Raw genomic sequence first — 20,599 nt, 5'->3', positions numbered from 1 at the left:
GTAGATAACCCGCCAGGCGCCTCTGACGTCAGCCGAACCGGCGTGACGTCTCAAGATCGCGCATGGCGAAACTCTTAATATATGGACGAACCAGAGCCGGCCGCGGCTTGCTTCAATGCGCCATCTCTAAGATGGCGCCGCGATCAACCAATCTGGTGGAGCCAGACGGGATCGAACCGACGACCTCATGCTTGCAAAGCACGCGCTCTCCCAACTGAGCTATGGCCCCATCCTGCGAAGAAGAGATCCTCGCATCAGCCCGGCGGCCCATTCGGGCCGAGCAAACCCTGCGGTTTGCTTGAGGCTGGCGACGATCGTCTTTGCAGGGTCAACGCCTGTGCCGCCTGCCAGCGCAAACCGCAAGGTTTGCGCCAGGAGCGACCGCGACGCCGAGCTGACGCGAGGAACTCGCGCCGGAGGCGCGCACACAAGAATGGTGGGCCTGGGAAGACTTGAACTTCCGACCTCACGCTTATCAAGCGCGCGCTCTAACCAACTGAGCTACAAGCCCGAGCTCTTGCTCAAACCCTTCGCCTCGGCGGCGCAGAGCGCGACAGCCGAAAGGGCTCGTCCTGGAAGAAAGAGAAACGAAGGCGGCGAAGTCCCGCAAAATGGCTCTTTGAATGAGCCTTTGTTCCAAGTGATCCGATAGCGCCTGACGAAAGTCAGGCGAACTGAAGGATCATCCTTAGAAAGGAGGTGATCCAGCCGCAGGTTCCCCTACGGCTACCTTGTTACGACTTCACCCCAGTCGCTGACCCTACCGTGGTCGCCTCTCTCCTTGCGGTTAAGAAAACGCCTTCGGGTAGAACCAACTCCCATGGTGTGACGGGCGGTGTGTACAAGGCCCGGGAACGTATTCACCGTAGCGTTCTGATCTACGATTACTAGCGATTCCACCTTCATGCACTCGAGTTGCAGAGTGCAATCCGAACTGAGACGGCTTTTTGAGATTTGCTCGGGGTCGCCCCTCCGCATCCCACTGTCACCGCCATTGTAGCACGTGTGTAGCCCAGCCCGTAAGGGCCATGAGGACTTGACGTCATCCCCACCTTCCTCTCGGCTTATCACCGGCAGTCCCCCTAGAGTGCCCAACTAAATGATGGCAACTAAGGGCGAGGGTTGCGCTCGTTGCGGGACTTAACCCAACATCTCACGACACGAGCTGACGACAGCCATGCAGCACCTGTGTTCTCGCCAGCCGAACTGAAGGAATCCATCTCTGGAAACCAAACGAGACATGTCAAGAGCTGGTAAGGTTCTGCGCGTTGCTTCGAATTAAACCACATGCTCCACCGCTTGTGCGGGCCCCCGTCAATTCCTTTGAGTTTTAATCTTGCGACCGTACTCCCCAGGCGGGATGCTTAAAGCGTTAACTGCGCCACTAAGCAGCAAGCTGCCTAACGGCTAGCATCCATCGTTTACGGCGTGGACTACCAGGGTATCTAATCCTGTTTGCTCCCCACGCTTTCGCACCTCAGCGTCAGTACCGGGCCAGTGAGCCGCCTTCGCCACTGGTGTTCTTGCGAATATCTACGAATTTCACCTCTACACTCGCAGTTCCGCTCACCTCTCCCGGACTCGAGATCCCCAGTATCAAAGGCAGTTCCGAGGTTGAGCCTCGGGATTTCACCCCTGACTTAAAGATCCGCCTACGTGCGCTTTACGCCCAGTAAATCCGAACAACGCTAGCCCCCTTCGTATTACCGCGGCTGCTGGCACGAAGTTAGCCGGGGCTTATTCTCCTGGTACCGTCATTATCTTCCCAGGTAAAAGAGCTTTACAACCCTAAGGCCTTCATCACTCACGCGGCATGGCTGGATCAGGCTTGCGCCCATTGTCCAATATTCCCCACTGCTGCCTCCCGTAGGAGTTTGGGCCGTGTCTCAGTCCCAATGTGGCTGATCATCCTCTCAGACCAGCTACTGATCGTCGCCTTGGTGGGCCGTTACCTCACCAACTAGCTAATCAGACGCGGGCCAATCTTTCGGCAATAAATCTTTCCCCCAAAGGGCGTATCCGGTATTAGCTCAAGTTTCCCCGAGTTGTTCCGAACCGAAAGGCATGTTCCCACGTGTTACTCACCCGTCTGCCACTCCCTATTGCTAGGGCGTTCGACTTGCATGTGTTAGGCCTGCCGCCAGCGTTCGTTCTGAGCCAGGATCAAACTCTCAAGTTGAATATGAGAATTTGCTTGCCCGGCTGGTCACCCGTCTTCCGCGCCCGTTAAGACAGCAAAAGACAGCGCGGCGCATTAATCAAAATGCGCCAGTTTGAGATCGCGCCTCACGACGCAACTCTTTTGACGAGTCCCAAGCACATCTGCCCGCAATCCCTCGCGGGACCGCAAAACACGATGAACTTGAAAACGTGACCGCCAGAGTATCTCATCGGACGCAACCCCTCCTAAGAGGAGGAAGCGTCCCGCAAGGACCCCGCCGTCCACGTTTCTCTTTCTTCCGATTCAATTGTCAAACAACAGATCGCGTCTTCAAATCCATCGCTTCGTAAAGCAAGGCTTCAACACAGCAGATCGTCAAAACAGCAAGGCCAAAGCCCAAAACGCGGAGAACGATCATCGACCCGGCCAAACAAACCAGGATCCATGACTACCCGAGAAAGTCCCGAGAAACGAAATCCGCGCCCGCCGCAAACAGCAGCGCCGCTTCCAATGACGCCCTTATAGGACCCACCATCCCCCCATGTCAACACGCGATTGCACTTTTTTGACGAAAACAATACGCGGTCGAGATGAATCAATGACATATGCCGCCAAAGGCCGAGCTGGCCGACCCGGCAATCGCCGCGGCGCGGTGAAAGAAGGCGTCAGATCTTGAAAAAAGCGGCGGCGGCGCCGCGCGAGGCTTGTTTGGCGTCCCGGGCCTCTTCCAAGCGGATGATCTCGGCCTGGAGAAGAGCGATGCGCTCCTCGATCTGATGAAGGGAGAGATCGTCCAGGTTCTGCCCGACCTCATGCGCCGCGCTCCTGCGGGGCGGCGCGCCAAAAATCCTTTCGTCATCGACGTCCATGTGCGTCTGTCCCAATCCCGATTAAAGGATTTTCAATCCTACACCCGCGCCAGCCTCTCTCAAAGCGAACCCTTGCCCCCTCGACGAGGCAGGAAACATCATTTCAAAGCGAACACCGTCAGCTGCCCCCCCAACGCCGTATAATTGGCCAGCGCCGCATAGACCCCAGGGGAATTTGCGCCCTCGTCCGAATGCGTCAGCCCGGCGGTGAGGCCAACGCCCGACCATCCGCCCGCCCCGGACAGGACGGCGATATATTGCCTGCCATTGCGCTCGAAGCTCGTGACGTCGCCGATGATCCCGGACGGCGTCTTGAACCGGTACAGCTCCTTGCCGGAGCGCGCGTCGACCGCCTTCAGATAGCCTTCGAGCGTACCGTAGAAAACGAGCCCGCCGGCCGTCGCAAGGACGCCGGAGGCGACGGCGAATGGCTCTGGATCAGACCACACGACCCGCTTTGACGCCGCATCCCAGCCAATGAGGGCGCCCATGTTCGTTTCGCCCTTCTCCGGATAGACCGCCGTGTCGGCGCCCGTATAAGGCTGACCCGCGGCGTAAGTGATCTGGAACGGTTCATAGTCCATGCAAAGACGGATCATCGGCGCGTAAAAAAGGCCTGTCAGCGCGGAATAGGCCGCCGGATTGGCGTTTTTCGCGCCGACCGTGCTCGGGCAGACGCCGTGGGTCACGGTCTCCTCGCCATTCTGCTGCGTCGAATAGGCGCCGTCGACAATAGGGCGGCCATAGCTCTTCGAGCTTTTATCCATATCGATCCGGCTCGCCCAATTCACCGCCGGATCATATTTATCCGCGCTGATGAGGTCGCCGTCGGCGCGATCCAGCACATAGGCGAATCCGTTGCGGTCGAAATGCGTCAGCACTTTGCGCCCGCCGGAAGCGTCAGTGAGAATCATCTCATTGACGCCGTCGTAGTCCCATTCGTCATGCGGGGTCATCTGATAGACCCACCGCGCGACGCCCGTATCGACGTCACGGGCAAAAATGGCCATGGACCATTTATTGTCTCCGGGGCGCTGCGTCGGATTCCAGGTCGAGGGATTGCCGGTCCCGTAATAGATGAGGTTTTCCGCGGCGTCATAAGAGATCCGGCCCCAGGGCGCGCCGCCGCCAATCTTCCATTGATCGCCCTGCCAGCTCGCAAGGCTCGACTCCTTGCCGACGGGCTTGCCAAGCTCTGTCGTTTTCTCCGGATCGATGAGCGTATCGGCGTCCGGGCCGACCGAATAGGCGCGCCAGAGCTTTGCGCCCGTTTTGACGTCATAGGCGGTAAGATAGCCGCGAAAGCCAAATTCCCCGCCGGAGACGCCAACGAGAACCTTGTCCTTGATCAGCGCTGGCGCGGAAGTTCCCGTCGCGCCCTTCGCCGGATCGCCGTTCTTGACAGACCAGACCGGCGCGCCGGTTTTCGCGTCGAGGGCGACGAGGGTTGTGTCCGCCTGATACAGAAAGATTTTGCCATCGCCATAGGCGAGGCCCCGGCTGATCGTATCGCAGCACATTAGCGGCACGACGCCGGCATCCTGGCGCGGCTCATATTTCCAGAGGATTTTTCCGTCGTGATCGAGGTCGAGCGCGTAGACGATGTTTGGAAACGGCGTATGCACATAGATCACGCCGCCGACAACCAAGGGCGCGCCTTCATGGCCGCGCAGAACGCCCGTTGAAAAGGTCCAGACCGGCGTCAGCCGCGACACATTTTCGGTCGTGATCTCCTTTAGCGGCGAATAGCGGAGGTTCGCGAGATCGGGCGCGGCCTCCTCTGCCTGAACAGCGCCGTTGGCGCCTAAACAAACGAGCGCGATGCGCAGGGCGACTGCCCAGGTCTTTTGCATTCGAAACACCACTCTTGCGACAATTTGAGCGAACTCATTGTCGCAAGTGACGGCGAATGCAAGGCGCGCGCGCCTCAGCCGCGGGCGGTATGTTCCGCCCTCGCCTTGCGCGTCGCAGCGGCCTTCTTGGCGGAAGCTGACCGCGCCGCCGCCGAGCGTGAGGAGGCCGCCGCGCCCCCTGCCCGGCCGCCCTTGTGAGCCGCCGGATGGCCCGTTTCCTTGCCGCGTCCCGAGCCCCCAGGCTTCTTGCCGCCGCCGTCATCCTTGTTGACCGTCGCCCAGGCTCTTCGTTCGGCTTCCTTGGTCGAAACGCCTTTCTCCTCATAGCTCTCGGCAATGTGATCGGCCTTGCGCTCCTGCTTGTCGGTGTATTTGGATTTGTCGCCGCGCGGCATGTCGATTCCTCCTTTGACGCCTAAACCCGCGTAAGATCGCGACAAAACGCGATTCGCCGCTGCCCGTTCCGCGGCGGCGAAGGCAGCCCCTGGAAAAATGGCGGGGACAGAATCGACGAAAGACCGATCTTCATTGATTTGACCATTAATTTCGCTTCGTAGTGACGCTGAAACCGCCAAAGGACATGGATTGCGCTTCCGTTTCATTCACGCCGCCGATCTCCATCTCGACAGTCCGCTACTTGGGCTCTCGAAAAAATCGCAGGATTTCGCCGCGCGCGTCGACGACGCCTCGCGCCGCGCTTTCGACAATCTCGTCGCTTTGGCGATCGAGGAGGAGTGCCGCCTCGTCGTCATCGCGGGCGACGTCTTCGACGGTCAGTGGCGCGATTATCGCACCGGGCAATTCTTCGCCGACCGCATGCGGCGCTTAAGCGAAAATGGCGTGCGCGTCGTCATGATCTTCGGCAACCATGATGCGGAGAACCGTTTCGCCAGCAGACTTGAACTCTCAGTCAATGTCTCAGTGCTGCCTTCGAAACAGCCGGGCACCGTGCTCATCGACGAGATCGAGACCGCCGTGCACGGCCAGAGTTTCGCCCAGCGCGAGGTGCTGGATAATATCGCCCTCGCCTATCCAAGGCCCATTGCCGGGCGCTTCAACATTGGTCTTCTGCATACGGCCGGCAGCGGCCGCGAGGGCCACGCCAGTTACGCCCCTTGCAGCCTCGAGCAACTGGCGAACCACGGCTATCATTATTGGGCGCTCGGCCACATTCACGCGCGTGAGCAGCTCTGGGATTCGCCGCCGATCATTTTTCCCGGCAATCTGCAAGCCCGCAGCATCAAGGAAACGGGAGCAAAAGGCGTCACGCTCGTCACTGTCGAGGACGGCGCCGTCGCCTCGCTGGAGCATCGCCCGCTCGACGTCGTGCGCTTCGCCGCCGAGACGATCGACGTCTCGGGGCTCGCGGATCGCGAAGAACTCTTCGCCGCGATCCGCCGCCAGGCCGAGGCGGCTTTCGCCACGGCGGAAGACCGCGCGCTGGCGCTGCGCGTCAAACTGACCGGCGCCAGCGCCCTCCACGCCGATCTGATGACGGATGCGAGAAATCTGCGGGAAGAAGTGGAAACCCTGCTCGCCAGCATCGCCAGCGACATCTGGCTGGAGAAGCTCGCGATCGAAACCGCACCCCCGCCGTTACGCGCTGGGGTCGATCCAACCATCGCGGGCGGCCTTCGCCTCGCCATCGACGAACTCGCCGAAAGCGGCTGGCTGCGCGAACGCCTCTCCGCGCGGCTCGCGGACATCAAGACCAAATTGCCGGCAAGCGCTCATCAGGACGAACTCCTTGCGGAATTGAAGGCTGAAGGCTGCGAACGCGCCAGGGCGCTTGCTCTCGCCCTCATCGAGAAGGGCCAGCGCTGATGCGCTTTGAAACGCTGACCATTGAAAATTACGGGCGCTGCAAGGAGGCGAGGCTCGTATTTCCGGCCACCCCAGGCTTCACGCTCATTTTCGGACCGAATGAAGCCGGCAAGAGCACCGCCCTCGAAGCGATTTCGGATTTTCTTTTCGGCGTGCCTGAAAGGACAGAACGCGGTCAGATGTTCGGCGCGGGCAATATCGCCCTCAGTGCGCAACTCACCCTCGCCGACGGGACGCGCCTCTCGCTCCGCCGCCGCAAGGGCCGCGCCCGCACGCTGACGGATCAATCTGGCCAGCCTGTCGAGGAGGCGGTCCTCGTCCGAACGCTCGGCGCGACAGGACGTGACCGATTCAACTCGCTATTTGGGCTCGGCCATGAGGCGCTGCGCAAAGGCGGCGACCAATTGCTCAAAGCGGACGGCGATATCGGCCGCCTGATCCTGTCGGCCGGCGGCGGCCTCGGATCGCTCGTCAAGATCGTCGACGGGCTGCGCGAAGACGCAGCTAAACTGTTCGACATGCGCAAGGGCAAAGATCGCCTGTTCTACATGGGCCTCAGCGCTTTCGAAGAAGCGGAAAAGGCTGTCAAACTCGGCCAGATGACGCGTGAGCATTATGTGAAGGCGCAGCAGCAGCTGAACGCGGCGCGTGAGACCGAGGCGTCCCTGCGCCGACGCAGAAGCGAGAAAATGACAGAGCATCTGCGTTTTGAGCGCCTCGCCCGCGTCATTCCCTTGATTCTCGCATTCGATCGTCTTTCGCAACACGCTGCGGCGTTCGCCGATCTGCCGCCGTTGCGCGCTGATTTCACCGCCTCATGCACAAAGGCGCTCGACGCAGAGTCGCGCGCCGACGAGGCGCTGCGGGAGGCCGAGGAACGCTGTCTTGGCGCCCAGCGCCGGTTGGAAAGTCTCGCGGTTTCCATCGCGGTCATCGAGGCGGAAGCCAAAATCCGAGACGCCGGCGAAAAAGCCATTCACGTCTCAAAAGCCCGCGACGACCGGCCGAACCGTGAAATCGAACTCGCCGAATACGCCGAGGCGCTGAAGACTCTCCGGCAACGGATCGGGCTTCCGGACGACGCCGATCTCGAAACCGCCGCGCCGTCCGCGGAGGCGGTCGAGAGAACGCAAAAGCTGGCCGCGGAGGGGCTGGAGCGGCGCGGCAAACTCGCCGGTCTTGCCGAAGAGCGCGCGAGGGAAACGAAAACGCTGGAGGCCGCGCAAAAGCGCCAGATCGACCGGCGCGCGGCCGGCGCGGACAGGCCCATCGGCCTCAGGGCGGCGGAGTTCTCCACGATCACCCAGCTCGCCGCCGCACATATGGCGAAAGCGAAACAGGCGGAGGCCGCGAAACAGGATTTCGAGACCGCGCTGACGCGCTTGGGATTTGCCGGAATAGAGGCGTTGCAGTCATGGCTCTGCCCCGACGAGGCCGCGATTCAGGCGGAAATCGACCGGCGCGGCGCGATCGAAGCGGAGCTTCTAACCGCGAAGGAGAAAATCGCGGCCGCGGCGGAAAAGCGCGATCAGGCGCTTGGCGAGGCAGAACGGCTGAAGGCCGGCGCTCCCATGCCTTCCCGAGAGGCGATCGAAAGCCTTCGCGCGCAGCGAAACCTCGTCTTCGACGGGATCAAGGCCCGCTATCTCAGCATTGACGCAAGCGAGGCGGCGGGGCGCTCGCAGGCCGAGCGCGAGGCCGACATTGAGGCGCATCAAAAGCACGCCGGTTCGGCAGACGCGCTGGCCGACCGCAGGGCCCTGGAAGCCGACCGCGTGGCGGCGCTCGAACTGGCGCAGCGCCAGGAAGCGGAGGCCCGGCGTCTTCTGGCAAGCCTCGCGCAACAGCAAGAACGTCTCGCCAGCGAACGTGCAGCGGCGGACGAAGTATGGAGCGCGATCTGGCCAGAAGCCGCGGCGAAGGAAAAAAATCCGGGCCGTCTCAAGGCCCTGTCGGCGCAGCGGCCCGTGGCCCTCGCGCGCCATGCCGACTGGCGGGAAAAGGCCGAATCGGCGGCGGCGCTGGAGGCGGAATTTTCGGCCCGGCTCGAGGCTTTGGCCCTGGCCGAGGCGCGGCTCGGCTTGCAGGCGGATGGCGCGATGAGCGCACGCGTCAGCGCTATCGCCGCGGCGATCGAGATCCATGAGGCGGCATTTGCCGATTATCGGACCGATGAAAACATCATCGCCGGCGTTCGCGCCAGACTGGCCGACATCGATGAGGCGCAAAAGGCGCTTCTCGACGCTGAGGCGAAATGGCGCGCCGCCTGGCGGCCGGCTCTGCAGGCGCTGGCGCTCCCCGACGAAGCTGCTTTCGAGTCCGCAAATGACATCGCCACGCAATGGGCCAAAGCCGATGGCGTCTTCAAGGGACGTCGCCAGACGCGCCATCGTCTGACGCGCATGGACGAGGACGAAGCAGCCCTGCGCAATCTCGTTGAGGAGATTAGGGGCGGCCTCGATTTCGAGCTGCCGCTGGACGCCGTCGCCGCCGCGCGGCTGCTCGCCGACCGGCTCGAGGAGGCTCGTAAGATCAGAATTGAGCGCGAAAGCGCAGCGCGGCAGTTGGCCGCGGAGATCGAGGACCGGGACGGAAAACGCGAGATCGCGGCCGCCGCGGCGGCCATCGTCCGCTCACATTGCGAGGAGGCGGGATGCGCGCCGGAGGCGCTGGCTGACTTCTCGGTAAGATTCGCCCAAAAAGTCGAACTCGAGCAGCAGCTTCGCGATCTTGCGAAAGCGATTCAGGAGCATGGCGACGCTCAGCCCCTCGAAGCCTTGAGGGAGCAATGGGGCGGGCGCAATCTCGACGAGATCGCCGCCGCGGCGGCGACCTTCAAAAGCGAGGCTGATGGACTTGACGCCGAGATCAACGAGGCTTTCGCGGTGCGGCGCGACCGCGAACGCGATCTCGACACATTCGCCTCCGCCGAGGGCGTCAACGCCGCCGTCGCCGAGCGCGAAAGCGCCGCCGCCGAAATGCATGATGCGCTCGAGCGCTATATTGAGATCGCGCTCGCCGAGGAGCTGCTGCGCGCGGCGATGGATCAGTTGCGGGACCAGCAGAAAGACCCCCTTATTCGCCGCGCCGGGGATCTGTTCGCGGTTTCGACGGCGGGCGCCTTTGCCGGCGTCAATACGGACGTCAATGTGGACGGCCTGCCCGTCGTCGTCGGCAGACGCAAAACGGGCGAGGACGCGCCTGTGGCGCTGATGAGCGACGGCGTCCGCGATCAACTTTATCTTTCTTTTCGCATCGCGAGCATCGAGCATTACGCGCAGGCGGCCGAGCCGCTGCCTTTCATCGCCGACGATCTGCTCGTCCATTTCGACGACGAGCGAAGCGCCGCCGCGCTTGGCCTTCTGGCTGAGCTTGGGAAAACGACGCAGGTGCTTTTGTTCACGCATCACCGCAGCCTCAAGGAGGCCGCCGCGCCGCTGGTCGAAAAAAACCTCGCCGCTATCCTTGAACTTTGCGGAACCTAGAGCGTACGCCGCGTGGGCTGGAGAGTCCGAGCGGGATCGGACCCAGATCTCCAATCGTCGTCGTGCCTGGCAGCAAGCCACGCGCGAAGCCTTTGATCTCATAATCGCGCAAGCTTCCCGTGATCTCGAACAGGTTATAACCGGCGCGATGGCGAGAGGCTGGCCGCGCGATCGACGCGGACGGCGCCCCGACAACGGGCGCGCGCCGCTTGGGCCCCTCGATATGGCTGACGCTCAGCCTGTGGTTATGACCGTGCAGGATCAGCTCCGCGCCCGTGCGCCCGATCATCTCTTCGAAATCGCGCGCGTCGGTCAGGCCGCGGGCGAGACTGGCTGCGTCCGTGCGCGGCGAATGATGCAGCATGACGACCCGGACGAGGTCGCGCCCGGCGGCTTCAGCGAGGAGCTTTTCGGCAAGCTCGATCTGCCGGCGCCCGAGGCGCCCGGAGGCGATGAAAAAAGGCGTCGGAACGGCGGACGAAAGACCTATAAGAGCGACTTTGCCGCGCACGCGCAAATAGGGAAAGCGGCCGTCCGGTTCGTTCTCGCCTTTCGTCCAGGGCGCAAAGACGCGCGCGAGATCGGGCAGCGAGCCGCGCACATAGGCGTCGTGGTTGCCCGGCACGAAGCTGACGTCGTCTGGCGGCCCCAAAGTCTCGAGCCATTTGCGCGCGAGCTGAAATTCAGCCGGAAGGCCGATATTGGCGATATCACCCGTCATTGCGACATGGTCGGGATTTTGCGCCCGGATGTCCGCCACGATATGGCTCAGCGTCGCCATATCGTGAACGAGGGAGCGGCCTCGCGTCCAGTTCAGATAGCCGGTGACGCGCTTGCCCAGAAGCTCGCGCCGGCGCGGGCGCGGCAGCGGGCCAAGATGGGGGTCGGTGAGATGGGCGAGGCGAAACTGCACGGTCGCCACTAACCGCGCCGCCTCTCATCCGTCAAGGCTCGCATCCGTCAAGGCTCGCATCCGCCGCGACGGCCCCATCACGACGCCCCTATGAGGATGCCCGTGGCCAGAACGATCGCGCCGCCGACAACGATCTGCAGCGCGGCCTTGAAGAAAGGAGTCTGCATATAGCGGGCGCGTATATAGGCGATGATCCAGAGCTCGAAAAAGACGATTACGCCCGCAATTCCCGTCGCAATCAAAAACGCGTTCGGCAGGGCGTCCGGCACGAGATAGGGCAGCGAATGGCCGAGTCCGCCCGCCGTCGTCATCAATCCGCACACGATCCCGCGCACCAGCGGCGAACCGCGGCCGCTGAGTTCGCCATCATCGGCGAGAGCCTCCGCGAAGCCCATGCTGATGCCGGCGCCGAGCGAGGCGGCGAGCCCGACCAGAAACGTCTGCCAGTTATTGTGGGTCGCGAAGGCCGCGGCAAAAAGCGGCGCCAGGGTCGAAACCGAACCGTCCATCAAACCGACGAGGCCGGGCTGGATATATTCGAGGATGAACATCCGCCGCCGCGTCTCGACCTCTTCCTTGCCGGCCGCCCCGGTTTCAAGCTTGCGTTCGAGATTGATCGCGATCTGCTCATGCGCCTGTTCGTCGCGCGCGAGGTCGAGGAGGAGCTTCCGAATGGCGGGATCACGCGACTGGGTTGCGGCCTTGGCGTAGAATTTCTCCGCCTCGATCTCCCGCGCCTCCGTCTCGTTGCGAATGGTGTTCAGCGACAGATTACGCGTCAGCCAGACGGGCGGTCGCCGCACGAAAGACCGCACGTCCGATTTGCGGATCGGCACGAGGTTAGGACCGAAGCGGTCCTTATAGAGGGCCGTCAGCTTGTCGCGATGGCCAGCCTCGACCTCCGCCATCCGTTCAAAGGTCTGCGCGGTGGCGGGATAACGCTCGCGCAGATCGTCGGCGAACATCATGTAGACGCGATTGTCCTCTTCTTCCGACGCGATCGCCATGGCGAGAATCTCGCGTTCGGTGAGATCTGCAAATTTCTTCAAGCCTTTTGCTCCGGATTGTTTAGAATTACTCTAATTTACTAGGCTCCTCAGTGCCAGACGGCGCGAGCGGCTTTTTTGCTCAAACCCATACTGAAAGGCGGCGTATGGCCGCGACATGAGCGCGCGCCAGCTCTCGTCTTGGCGCGCCGCCCGGGAGGACGCCTCTGCTTTCCTTCGCTTATGGCTTAATCTAACTTGTCGGCGGGCGCGCCGCCTCCGCCCGTTATCCTCGCACCGCTCAAACTACAATCGCATGGCAGATCTTTCCCTCAGTCTTACGCAGCAAACGCCGGGCGACTCGGCGGCGATCGAACGGCTCGACGAACGCGCCTTCGGGCCGGGCCGCTTCGCCCGCTCAGCCTATCGCCTGCGCGAGGGAGTCGAGCCGGATTACGCCCTCTCCTTTGTGGCGCGGGTTGGGACCCTGCTCGTCGGCGCTAACAGGATGACGACGATCCGCTGCGGGCAAGCGCTGGCGCTGCTGCTCGGGCCGCTCACCGTCGACCCGGCGTTTCGATCCGGCGGCATCGGCGAAGCGCTGGTGCAAAAGTCACTCGAAGCCGCGCGCGAGGCGGGGCACACGCTGGTGCTTCTGGTTGGCGACCTTCCCTATTATGAACGCATGGGATTTCAGCCCGTCCCGCCCGGACAAATCACTTTCATCGGTCCGGTCGACCCTGACCGTCTGCTCTACTGCGAACTCGTCGAGGGCGCGTTGGCCGCCGTCGGCGGCAGAGTGCGGCGGGTGCGGGCGCGCTGAGACGAAACCACGCGGCCCCGCGCCGCGGAGAAGACCGCGCGCCCCGCGCATCGGGAACTTTCAAAGGAGAAAAGGATTTCATCGAGTATCAACAGCAACCCGAAAGGGAGCCAGCCATGTCGACGCGGTTCCAGATCGCCTCTATTATTTATATGATGGTCAACGCGGTCGTCTTCGGCATTGGGATTGTCACGGTTCTGCTGGCGCCCGGCCTCGCCAACCATGCCTTTCAGCTCATCCCGGCCCTCGTGATCGCAAGCTTCATCGTCTCAGCTCCACTCGCCTGGTTCATCGCGCCACGGCTCAGGGCGCGTTACATGCGTCAGCATTCGGCCTGAGACGCGTAAACCGGAAATCACGCGTCCTTGCGGCCTCGGCGGCCCTCGAAAAGCCAGGCTGAAACGACGCTTGCGAGCAGGGCGATGAGCCCTAAGAACCCGATCGCCAGCGGCGTGACGCCGACGCCTTTGACTTCGCTCGCGCCGTTGCGCTTGATTGCGGCATAGTCCGAGCCGCCATAAACGGGGCTTTCGCGCATCGAGACGAGCCGCGGCAGGGCAATGTCGCCAGTCGCGCCGCTTGCAATGCGCCGCACTGTCCCGCCCGTCGCCTCGGCGAGCGGCCGCAGCCGCTCGGGCGTCGAAACCACCTCCTGGAATTCGCGCGGATTTTCCGGCCCGACATTGGCAAGAACGGACAAGGTTCCGTCCGTCAGGCGATAGAGGCCAAGCTCGGAGGCGTCGACGCTGGCGCGGGACAGCCCCGGCTCCGCGGCGGCGAGGGTCACGGTCGATTCCTGCCCCGAGGGCGCGGTGATTTTCACCGGCGGAATTTCGGCGAGCAGGCTCTGGCGCTCGATCTCGATCTTGCGACCGCGCACATTCGCGCGCAGCGCTTCTTCCTCAAGCTCCGGCTCTTTCATCAGCCAATGCGCAAGGCGGCGCAACAGATCGAGATGCGGTCCGCCGCCCTCAAACCCGCGCGCCCACAGCCACATCTGATCGCTGAGCAGCAAGGCGACTCGCCCTTTGCCTTCGCGGGACAGCACAAGGAGGGGCTTTTGATCCGCGCCGTCGAGAACGCTGGCGCCGCGCGTCACCTGCGCATTGACCTGACGGAACCACTGGCTCCAGGCCGGCGGCGTCTGATCGGAGCCCGGCAGCCCGCGCGTCACCGGGTGCTTGGCGCCATCTTTCGAGATCGCCGCGCGAAAGGCCTGTTCGGTCAGCGTGCCGTCCGGGCGGGCCGGCGCGATCCGCCCGAGCGGCGAATAATAGAGCCCGTCCGGGCCTGAAAAATCCGGGCCCGCCGCGAGCATCAAGGCGCCGCCCTCGCGGACATAGCGAACGATATTCTCGAAATAGACGAGCGGAAGGACGCTCTGATTGGAGTAGCGGTCGAAGACGATGAGATCGAATTCCTTGATCTTGCGGCCAAACAGATCGGCGGTCGGGAATGCAATCAGCGACAGTTCATTGATCGGCGTGCCGTCCTGCTTTTCCGGCGGACGCAGAATGGTGAAATGCACCAGATCGACATTGGCGTCGGATTTCAGAAGATTGCGCCACATGCGCTCGCCATTGTGCGGTTCGCCCGAGACGAGCAGCACCTTCAGCTTGTCGCGCACGCCCTCGATCGTCACCACCGCTTTGTTGTTGATCGCGGTCAGCTCGTCCGGCAAAGCCTCGACCTCGAGCTCGACGACATTCTGGCCGCCATGTTCGATGCGCACAGGGACGCGCACGCGTTCGGACGGCCGCGCCAGGATCGTTGCGATGGGATTGCCGTCGCGGCGCACCTTCAAGACGACGGGATCGTTCTTGCCGGCGGTGTCGAGCACGCGCAGCTCGATCGTCTGATCCTTGCCGACGATGCCAAAGCGCGGCGCTTCGAGAAGCTCGATGCGGCGGTCGCGCTCGCCTTCGCGCCCCGTGATCAGCGCATGCAGCGGCGCCTTGAAGCCGAGCGCGTCCGCATTGGCCGGAATATCGTCGACGAGGCCGTCGGTGATCATGAACACGCCGCCGACGCGCTCGGACGGCACATCGGCAAGGCCGGCGTTCAGCGCCGAAAAGAGGCGCGTGCCGTCGTCCTGCGCATCCGTGCGGTCGCTCTCGATGGTGCGGACCTCGACATTGCCGAGGCCTTTCAGCTGTTCTTCCAGCGCCTCGGCCGCCTTTTTCGTCTGCTCCGCCCGTTCGCCTATGGTCTGGCTGCCGCTCTGATCGACGACCACCGCGACGACGTCTTTCAGCCCGGCGCGATCTTCCCGCACCAGCGAGGGGTCCGTGAGCGCCAGCAGCAGCAGCGCCAGTCCGAGCGCGCGTAACAATGTGCCGCGCCGGCGCGCATAAAACCCCAAGGCGACGACGAAAAGAGCAAGAGCGCCAAAGCCGGCAAGGACCGGCCACGGCAGGAACGGCGCAAACGACAGGTTGAACTGGTTCATCAAGCTTTGGAGCCCTGGAGTTTAAGCTTTGCGCGCTTCATCGGCCTGAGAGATGATCCCGTCTGAGGGCCCCGCCACGCTCCAAATCGCTTCATCACGCCTCGTCGATCCATTCGCCGCTCATAGTTAAAGCGCGAATTGTGGTCATTTTCAAATCGCGGCCGCGTGAGGGGCGGAACTGGCGGGATGCGGCGCGGCCCTCGACCGGCGGACGAAGCCTGCGCGGGCCGTTGGGCTCACGGTTGTCCGCTCGCGAGCTTTCTTTAAAGAGGCGATGCGGGAGGCTTGGCCGGGGGCGGCGTGATGCCCAGATGAAAGGCCGCCACCCCTGCCGGAAAGGTCGATGCGACCGTGTTGCCGCCCGTCTCGATGACCGAAACGCTGTCGGAGGGCGCGCCGGCGACATAGACTTGGCGCCCATCCGGCGTCACGGCTATCCCGGAAGGAGAATCGCCCACGGCGACGCGGGTCATCACACGGTTGCCAGCCGTTTCGATCACCGAGACGTCACCGGAGAAAAAATTCGCGACATAGGCGTATTTCCCATCTGGCGTCACGGCGACGCCATTCGGATACGCTCCCACCATGACCGTGCCCGCCACCGCGCCGCCAGCCGTTTCTATCACCGAAACAGTGTTGGAGGGCTGGTTGGCGCGGCCCGCATTGGCGACATAGGCCTGTTTTCCATCTGGAGTAACGGCTATCGCGACCGGAGCCGTCCCCACGGCGATCGTTTTCAGCACCCTGTTGGCGTCCGTGTCGATCACCGAAACATTGTCGGAGCGGAGATTGGCGACATAGGCGTGTTTTCCATCCGGGGAAAGCGCGATCGCCTGCGGGCCGGCTCCGACGCGGACAGTGTTCACCACCGTGTTGCCGGCGGTTTCAATCACCGAGACGGTGTTGGAATCCCGATTTGCGACATAGAGGTGTTTTCCGTCCGGCGTCACGGCTATCCCCTCGGGGCGTGTTCCAACGGGAACCGTGCTCACCACCCTATCTGTGGCCGTATCGATCACCGATACGCCATCGTCGACGAAAATCGTGACATAGACATGTTTCCCATCGGGCGCCACGGCGATATCTTGCGGCCCGGTGCCAACCGGGATCGTGTCCACCAACGTGTTGTTGTTGCCGATATCGATGACCGAAACTGTGTTTGAGTTCACATTGGTGACATAGGCCAGAGACCGCCCCGTCCCGGCCATCGCTGCTGGGCCCAGCATCAGCATGGCCCAAAGGGCCGCAAAACCGTGCGCGCGAAATCGCCGTCGCCTGAGTTTTATGGCGTGCATGGTTTCATTTCGCGAAAATACTTTCGTGATCTGCCGGTCCCTTCGCGCGAAATTCTGATAATTATTGAAGATCAATAATACTGCGCGTAAGCGCCAGCATATTGAACTCCGGACAGACGCGCGCCGCTGTTACTTTAATCTCGGGAAGTTTGTTGGCAAGCATGTTCCGGGTCGACGCGAGAACACAAGCTGGGGCCAGACAGCAAGTTGAGACCCGTTAGACTCACCCGCTCAAATGCTTCGCCAACACGGGGCGCTTATCCGCCAGGGTCACGAGGGGTCAAACATCGGCCTCCAACCGCGTACCCAACAGCTAATATTCCTCACGGTAGTAGTGGTGGTGGTGGTGGTGGTGGCGATAGCCGGGCCCGACGGGAGGAATAGCGCGGCGCCAGGCACGATGATGATGATGATGGTGGTGGTGATGGTTATAATATTGTGCGAGTTGCGCCTCCGCCGGTTTAGACGCGCTTTGCTCATCGGATGCAGCTGCTTGCGCTGCGTCCACAACGCGAAGAAGAGCGATGGCGTTTGGGATCGGCTCAAGTAAGTCTCCAAACGAATCCACTTTTAATACTTCGGTCGCGCTCAATGGGGAGGCGTTTGCCGCCTGTGCAAGGGCGCCGAGAGCAGACATCGCTCCGACAAGGCCAATGATTTTTTTATCCATTCTTCTCTTTCCCCGACGAGTATTGGCTGCCGATCAGATATTGAACTGATCGGCCCGCCAAAGACGACAGATTATTTTCCGCTCACCTAAAGGGCTGAGGCCCTCAAAGGTTCCAGAGAGTTTTGTTCTTTGCTTGAGGCCCATGCCGCCCGGCCGGGACCGGAGCGCTTCGGCTGCTGTTCCGGCCTGCCGGATGCCGTAAATCCGCGCGGCGTCGATCAATTGCTCCTTGCCGCCGCGTTCCGGGCGGCGAGCCGAAGACGGGAGATCAGCAATCGGATCAGTCTCTGTTTCCGGCAGACTGCTGTCTTCAGCCGAGGCGCTGCGTAGCTATCCTGAGAGCCTTCGCCCCGCCTACCAAAAATCCGGCCGCGCCTCCGTCAGCCGGCCGCCGATGCGGACCGGCGCGATCTTCGCCGCGAGACCACGCGCGTCGAGTTCGACCGCGACGCCGCAGAGGGTCGCAGGGCCGGAGGCGGGCTCGAAGCGCGAGGCCGGGATCTTGGTCGTGAAGCGGCGCAGCGGCTCCTCCTTGTCCATGCCGATGACGGAATCATAATCGCCCGTCATTCCGGCGTCGGTCATATAGGCCGTGCGCTGGCGCAGGATCTGGTAATCGGCGGTCGGCACATGCGTGTGCGTGCCGACGACCAGCGAGACGCGGCCGTCCACGAAATGGCCGAAGGCCTGTTTCTCGCTCGAGGCCTCGCCATGAAAATCGACAATCGCGGCGTCGCAGCCAACGCCAAGGGGACAGGCTTCAAGTTCGCGCTCGATGGCCGCGAAGGGATCATCGAGCGGGTCCATGAAAACGCGGCCTAAAATATTGACGACAAGCACGCGCTCGCCCGTGGCCGTTTCAAACAGATTGGCGCCCTTGCCCGGCGTTCCGCGCGGATAATTGACCGGCCGGATCAGGCGAGGCTGACGGGCGATGAAGACGAGCGCCTCGCGCTGGTCGAAGGAATGATTGCCAAGCGTCACGCAATCGGCGCCGGCGCTCAAAAACTGGTCGCAGATCGACTCTGTGACGCCAAAGCCGCCGGCGGCGTTCTCGCCATTGACGACAACGAAATCGAGGCCCCAGGCGAGCCGCAGTTTCGGCAATTGATCGACAACAGCGATGCGTCCGGCGCGGCCAACGACGTCGCCAATGAAGAGAAGACGCATGTTTCTATCCATCAAAGAAGCCCCTTCCGCCGCCGCGGGCAAGGCTTTGCGACAGAAAAATGCGAAAAAGCAGCCACGCGCCTGACGTTCGGGGATCTCAGGGGAACGGCAGAACGCTGCGGCAGTCGATCAATCCCTCTTCGGTTAGCACAAAGTCGAGCCGCTGGTCATGATCTTCATGCGGGATTTTTTGCGTTTCCTGGCTGGCGTAGGCGACCCCGACCGCGAAGATCTTTTTCCGCGCGCGCAGAGCGGCCAGCGTGCGGTCGTAGTATCCGGCGCCATAGCCGATCCTGTGCCCTGTCCGGTCAAAGGCCGCGAGAGGCACGAACAGGAGATCGGGCGCGACTTCCGCCGCCGCGGGAGACGGCTCGGAAATGCCCATTTTGCCTTCCACCAGCGCATCGCCCGGACGCCACAGCCGGAAAACGAGCGGCGTGCCGCGCGGCCCCGTAATCGGCAGGGCCGTCAAAACCCCGGACGCCGAGAGCGTTTCCAAAAGAGGCATGGTGGAGGCCTCATCACGCAGGGAGAAATAGGCCGAGACGATGCCAGGGCGCAGTTCGGCGACCAGCGACGAGCCCGCGGAGGCGAGATGCTCGGCGAATGCGACGGGATCGACGCTGCGGGACGCGCGCCGGCGCGCCAGAGCCTCGGAGCGCAGAACGGCTTTCGGATGGGGGGGCTGCATTATGGCGAGGGCCGAGGTCTCTTTTTCGAGAAATCCAACAAAAAGTGCGGGGCCGCGATGGCCGTGGGATATCGATCCCGGGAACCTACAACGTAGGTGGGCGCCATGTGGCCAAGCCCACGGGCAAGGCCAGGGACAGCTCCCTTTGAGATCGATAAGGCCCCGGGTTACTGATCCAGCACGCACCCCGCAGCTCCGCCCATGCAATCTAGGGGGCGCCGAGGCAAAACGCCAGAGGGTTCGCGCAGCAAATCAGTCTTCGCCGCGAACGGCGCCATTGAGTTCCTGCGCCAGCGCCTCGATCCGCGAGGCCGTTTCGTCGAGCGAGAGCGCGACGCCGTCGATCCAGGCCTCGCGCCCGCTGAGCGCGCCTGCGACATGATCCTTCAGCTGCGAAAGCTCGGCTTCGAGTTCGCCGACGCGGCGGTTTGATTCGAAAAGTTCATCGGCGATCGTCACCGCTGCCATGACGGTGAGTCGCTGATCGCCCATTTCACCGAATTTTTCCCGCATGACCGAAATCTGGCCATCGACCTTTTTCGCAAGCTCGTCGAGATGGGCTTCCTCGCCCTCGTCACAAGCGACCCGGTAGACCCTTCCGGCGATCGTCATGGCAACTTGCGCCATCGCTGAAGCTCCTCGCATAAAGCATAATCGGTCGGTTTCGACGATCTCGGGGGTCACCGCCGCCGGTGCGCGCTATTTTAGCTTTCGTCCTCGACCGTGGCCAAGACGGCTTTGATCGCAGCATTGGCTCCTTTCAGTCTGCGCGCAACTTCCTCATTCGCCGTTTCGAGAGAGATCGAACGCGCCAGCGCCCCGTCGAGCTCGACGGCGAGACGGGAGCGGTCATCCTGCATCACGGCCAGCTCTTCTTCGAGATTGGAGCGGAGCGCGTCCGCTCCCGCCCGCCGCTCGCTCGCGGCCTCAAGCTTCTCCATCGCGGACGCGAGCCGCTTCAAGGCGGCGTCAAGACGTTCAGGAGTGTCCATACTGCATTCCCGTCCCGCTTTGCGATAAAGCCATGATTCCATCCCCAGCGCCCAAGGAGCGGGGCCGGCCCGCTCAGACGTCGATGCACGCATGCGTTGATACGTTGATACAATGGCCGGGCGCTCTGTCATAGTCGCGATGGAATTGCAGCGGCGCCAGCCAAGCCGAACGAGGGTGCGACCTAAGGAAACATAGACCGGGCGTTGACTCCAGCATAGCCGATGTCGTCAAAGTAAAACCATTAGTATGGCAACTGGTTCTCGTCGCCCGGGTTCCACTCGTGAACGGCCGGATTATCTTGGGCGCAAGGGCAGAATGACTTTTGGGGCGTCGGCAGCTGCGCGCCGAGCAATCCTCGCCTTCGCCCCTCCGGAGGGCTGCGTGAGGCCTGATGACCGCGCGAGCCACTCTCGCGTC

Annotated in this window: 17 protein-coding genes, 2 tRNA genes, 1 rRNA gene and 1 other RNA gene; 4 read left to right on the top strand and 17 right to left on the bottom strand. The window is 62.5% G+C overall.

Features of this window, described 5'->3' with window-relative positions:
* Positions 1-153 precede the first annotated feature (153 nt).
* The 6 genes from SIN04_RS18095 to SIN04_RS18070 all read right to left on the bottom strand — a co-directional run bounded on the left by SIN04_RS18095 (position 154) and on the right by SIN04_RS18070 (position 5,278).
* Positions 154-229 (bottom strand) — tRNA-Ala (locus tag SIN04_RS18095).
* Between the two features lie 205 nt (positions 230-434).
* Positions 435-511: transfer RNA gene (locus SIN04_RS18090), tRNA-Ile, on the bottom strand.
* A gap of 181 nt (positions 512-692) precedes the next feature.
* Positions 693-2,179, bottom strand: a 16S ribosomal RNA gene (locus tag SIN04_RS18085).
* 647 nt (positions 2,180-2,826) lie between these two features.
* Complete coding sequence (locus SIN04_RS18080; RefSeq protein ID WP_134491473.1) at positions 2,827-3,030, bottom strand: DUF1192 domain-containing protein; 204 nt, start codon at positions 3,028-3,030, stop codon at positions 2,827-2,829.
* 98 nt (positions 3,031-3,128) lie between these two features.
* The gene (locus tag SIN04_RS18075; RefSeq protein WP_134491471.1) at positions 3,129-4,883 is read right to left on the bottom strand and encodes a PQQ-dependent dehydrogenase, methanol/ethanol family; all 1,755 of its coding nucleotides are present in this window, start codon (positions 4,881-4,883) and stop codon (positions 3,129-3,131) included.
* A gap of 74 nt (positions 4,884-4,957) precedes the next feature.
* The gene (locus SIN04_RS18070) at positions 4,958-5,278 is read right to left on the bottom strand and encodes a plasmid stabilization protein (protein WP_174513917.1); all 321 of its coding nucleotides are present in this window, start codon (positions 5,276-5,278) and stop codon (positions 4,958-4,960) included.
* A 190-nt stretch (positions 5,279-5,468) separates the two neighbouring features.
* Between SIN04_RS18070 and SIN04_RS18065 the strand changes: the two genes are divergently transcribed.
* Together SIN04_RS18065 and SIN04_RS18060 are read left to right on the top strand one after the other, a co-directional pair.
* Positions 5,469-6,707, top strand: a complete 1,239-nt coding sequence (locus tag SIN04_RS18065; protein WP_134491467.1) for a metallophosphoesterase family protein — start codon at positions 5,469-5,471, stop codon at positions 6,705-6,707.
* A complete protein-coding gene (locus SIN04_RS18060) occupies positions 6,707-10,192 on the top strand; it encodes an ATP-binding protein (protein ID WP_341264117.1) in 3,486 nt (1,161 codons plus the stop codon). The genes SIN04_RS18065 and SIN04_RS18060 overlap by 1 nt, the downstream gene beginning before the upstream one ends.
* On the opposite strand, the gene SIN04_RS18055 is transcribed toward SIN04_RS18060, so the two are convergent.
* Positions 10,167-11,114: a metallophosphoesterase family protein gene (locus tag SIN04_RS18055; RefSeq protein ID WP_134491463.1), complete on the bottom strand. Its 948-nt coding sequence runs from the start codon at positions 11,112-11,114 to the stop codon at positions 10,167-10,169. The genes SIN04_RS18060 and SIN04_RS18055 overlap by 26 nt on opposite strands.
* A gap of 68 nt (positions 11,115-11,182) precedes the next feature.
* Positions 11,183-12,154, bottom strand: a complete 972-nt coding sequence (gene mbfA / locus SIN04_RS18050; protein ID WP_134491461.1) for an iron exporter MbfA — start codon at positions 12,152-12,154, stop codon at positions 11,183-11,185.
* A gap of 253 nt (positions 12,155-12,407) precedes the next feature.
* Here mbfA and SIN04_RS18045 point away from each other — a divergent pair, with 253 nt between their 5' ends.
* Together SIN04_RS18045 and SIN04_RS18040 are read left to right on the top strand one after the other, a co-directional pair.
* A complete protein-coding gene (locus SIN04_RS18045; RefSeq protein ID WP_134491459.1) occupies positions 12,408-12,914 on the top strand; it encodes a GNAT family N-acetyltransferase in 507 nt (168 codons plus the stop codon).
* A gap of 116 nt (positions 12,915-13,030) precedes the next feature.
* Entirely contained in the window at positions 13,031-13,252 is a 222-nt protein-coding gene (locus SIN04_RS18040) for a hypothetical protein (RefSeq protein WP_134491457.1), read from the top strand.
* A 17-nt stretch (positions 13,253-13,269) separates the two neighbouring features.
* Here SIN04_RS18040 and SIN04_RS18035 read toward each other — a convergent pair whose 3' ends face one another.
* From SIN04_RS18035 to SIN04_RS17995, 9 genes are all read right to left on the bottom strand, one after another.
* Positions 13,270-15,363 (bottom strand): hypothetical protein, encoded by a 2,094-nt coding sequence (locus SIN04_RS18035; protein WP_174513912.1) that lies wholly within the window; start codon positions 15,361-15,363, stop codon positions 13,270-13,272.
* Positions 15,364-15,626: 263 nt separating this feature from the next.
* Positions 15,627-16,589, bottom strand: a complete 963-nt coding sequence (locus SIN04_RS18030; protein ID WP_197731996.1) for a beta-propeller fold lactonase family protein — start codon at positions 16,587-16,589, stop codon at positions 15,627-15,629.
* A 382-nt stretch (positions 16,590-16,971) separates the two neighbouring features.
* On the bottom strand, positions 16,972-17,328 hold the full coding sequence (locus SIN04_RS18025) for a hypothetical protein (RefSeq protein WP_134491455.1): 357 nt from the start codon (positions 17,326-17,328) through the stop codon (positions 16,972-16,974).
* Positions 17,329-17,361: 33 nt separating this feature from the next.
* Complete coding sequence (locus tag SIN04_RS18020) at positions 17,362-17,550, bottom strand: hypothetical protein (RefSeq protein ID WP_134491453.1); 189 nt, start codon at positions 17,548-17,550, stop codon at positions 17,362-17,364.
* A gap of 132 nt (positions 17,551-17,682) precedes the next feature.
* Positions 17,683-18,498: a TIGR00282 family metallophosphoesterase gene (locus SIN04_RS18015; RefSeq protein ID WP_134491451.1), complete on the bottom strand. Its 816-nt coding sequence runs from the start codon at positions 18,496-18,498 to the stop codon at positions 17,683-17,685.
* A 97-nt stretch (positions 18,499-18,595) separates the two neighbouring features.
* On the bottom strand, positions 18,596-19,189 hold the full coding sequence (locus SIN04_RS18010; RefSeq protein ID WP_134491449.1) for a 5-formyltetrahydrofolate cyclo-ligase: 594 nt from the start codon (positions 19,187-19,189) through the stop codon (positions 18,596-18,598).
* 45 nt (positions 19,190-19,234) lie between these two features.
* A non-coding RNA gene (gene ssrS / locus SIN04_RS18005) (6S RNA) lies at positions 19,235-19,388 on the bottom strand.
* 53 nt (positions 19,389-19,441) lie between these two features.
* The gene (locus SIN04_RS18000; protein WP_134491447.1) at positions 19,442-19,816 is read right to left on the bottom strand and encodes a cell division protein ZapA; all 375 of its coding nucleotides are present in this window, start codon (positions 19,814-19,816) and stop codon (positions 19,442-19,444) included.
* A gap of 77 nt (positions 19,817-19,893) precedes the next feature.
* Complete coding sequence (locus tag SIN04_RS17995) at positions 19,894-20,181, bottom strand: DUF4164 domain-containing protein (RefSeq protein WP_134491437.1); 288 nt, start codon at positions 20,179-20,181, stop codon at positions 19,894-19,896.
* Positions 20,182-20,599: the final 418 nt, after the last annotated feature.

Source organism: Methylocella tundrae, assembly GCF_038024855.1.
In the GTDB taxonomy this organism is placed as follows: Bacteria; Pseudomonadota; Alphaproteobacteria; order Rhizobiales; family Beijerinckiaceae; genus Methylocapsa; species Methylocapsa tundrae.
The sequence above is the reverse complement of the archived record's forward strand: the minus strand, read 5'-3'. Positions and strand labels throughout refer to the sequence as shown.

Excerpts from the sequence above, each read along its gene's own strand:
- SIN04_RS18080 (WP_134491473.1), bottom strand. The coding sequence starts at position 3,030 with ATGGACGTCGATGACGAAAGGATTTTTGGCGCGCCGCCCCGCAGGAGC.
- SIN04_RS18075 (WP_134491471.1), bottom strand. The coding sequence starts at position 4,883 with ATGCAAAAGACCTGGGCAGTCGCCCTGCGCATCGCGCTCGTTTGTTTA.
- SIN04_RS18070 (WP_174513917.1), bottom strand. The coding sequence starts at position 5,278 with ATGCCGCGCGGCGACAAATCCAAATACACCGACAAGCAGGAGCGCAAG.
- SIN04_RS18060 (WP_341264117.1), top strand. The coding sequence starts at position 6,707 with ATGCGCTTTGAAACGCTGACCATTGAAAATTACGGGCGCTGCAAGGAG.
- SIN04_RS18045 (WP_134491459.1), top strand. The coding sequence starts at position 12,408 with ATGGCAGATCTTTCCCTCAGTCTTACGCAGCAAACGCCGGGCGACTCG.
- SIN04_RS18040 (WP_134491457.1), top strand. The coding sequence starts at position 13,031 with ATGTCGACGCGGTTCCAGATCGCCTCTATTATTTATATGATGGTCAAC.
- SIN04_RS18035 (WP_174513912.1), bottom strand. The coding sequence starts at position 15,363 with ATGAACCAGTTCAACCTGTCGTTTGCGCCGTTCCTGCCGTGGCCGGTC.
- SIN04_RS18030 (WP_197731996.1), bottom strand. The coding sequence starts at position 16,589 with ATGCTGGGCCCAGCAGCGATGGCCGGGACGGGGCGGTCTCTGGCCTAT.
- SIN04_RS18025 (WP_134491455.1), bottom strand. The coding sequence starts at position 17,328 with ATGGATAAAAAAATCATTGGCCTTGTCGGAGCGATGTCTGCTCTCGGC.
- SIN04_RS18015 (WP_134491451.1), bottom strand. The coding sequence starts at position 18,498 with ATGCGTCTTCTCTTCATTGGCGACGTCGTTGGCCGCGCCGGACGCATC.
- SIN04_RS18010 (WP_134491449.1), bottom strand. The coding sequence starts at position 19,189 with ATGCAGCCCCCCCATCCGAAAGCCGTTCTGCGCTCCGAGGCTCTGGCG.
- SIN04_RS18000 (WP_134491447.1), bottom strand. The coding sequence starts at position 19,816 with ATGGCGCAAGTTGCCATGACGATCGCCGGAAGGGTCTACCGGGTCGCT.
- SIN04_RS17995 (WP_134491437.1), bottom strand. The coding sequence starts at position 20,181 with ATGGACACTCCTGAACGTCTTGACGCCGCCTTGAAGCGGCTCGCGTCC.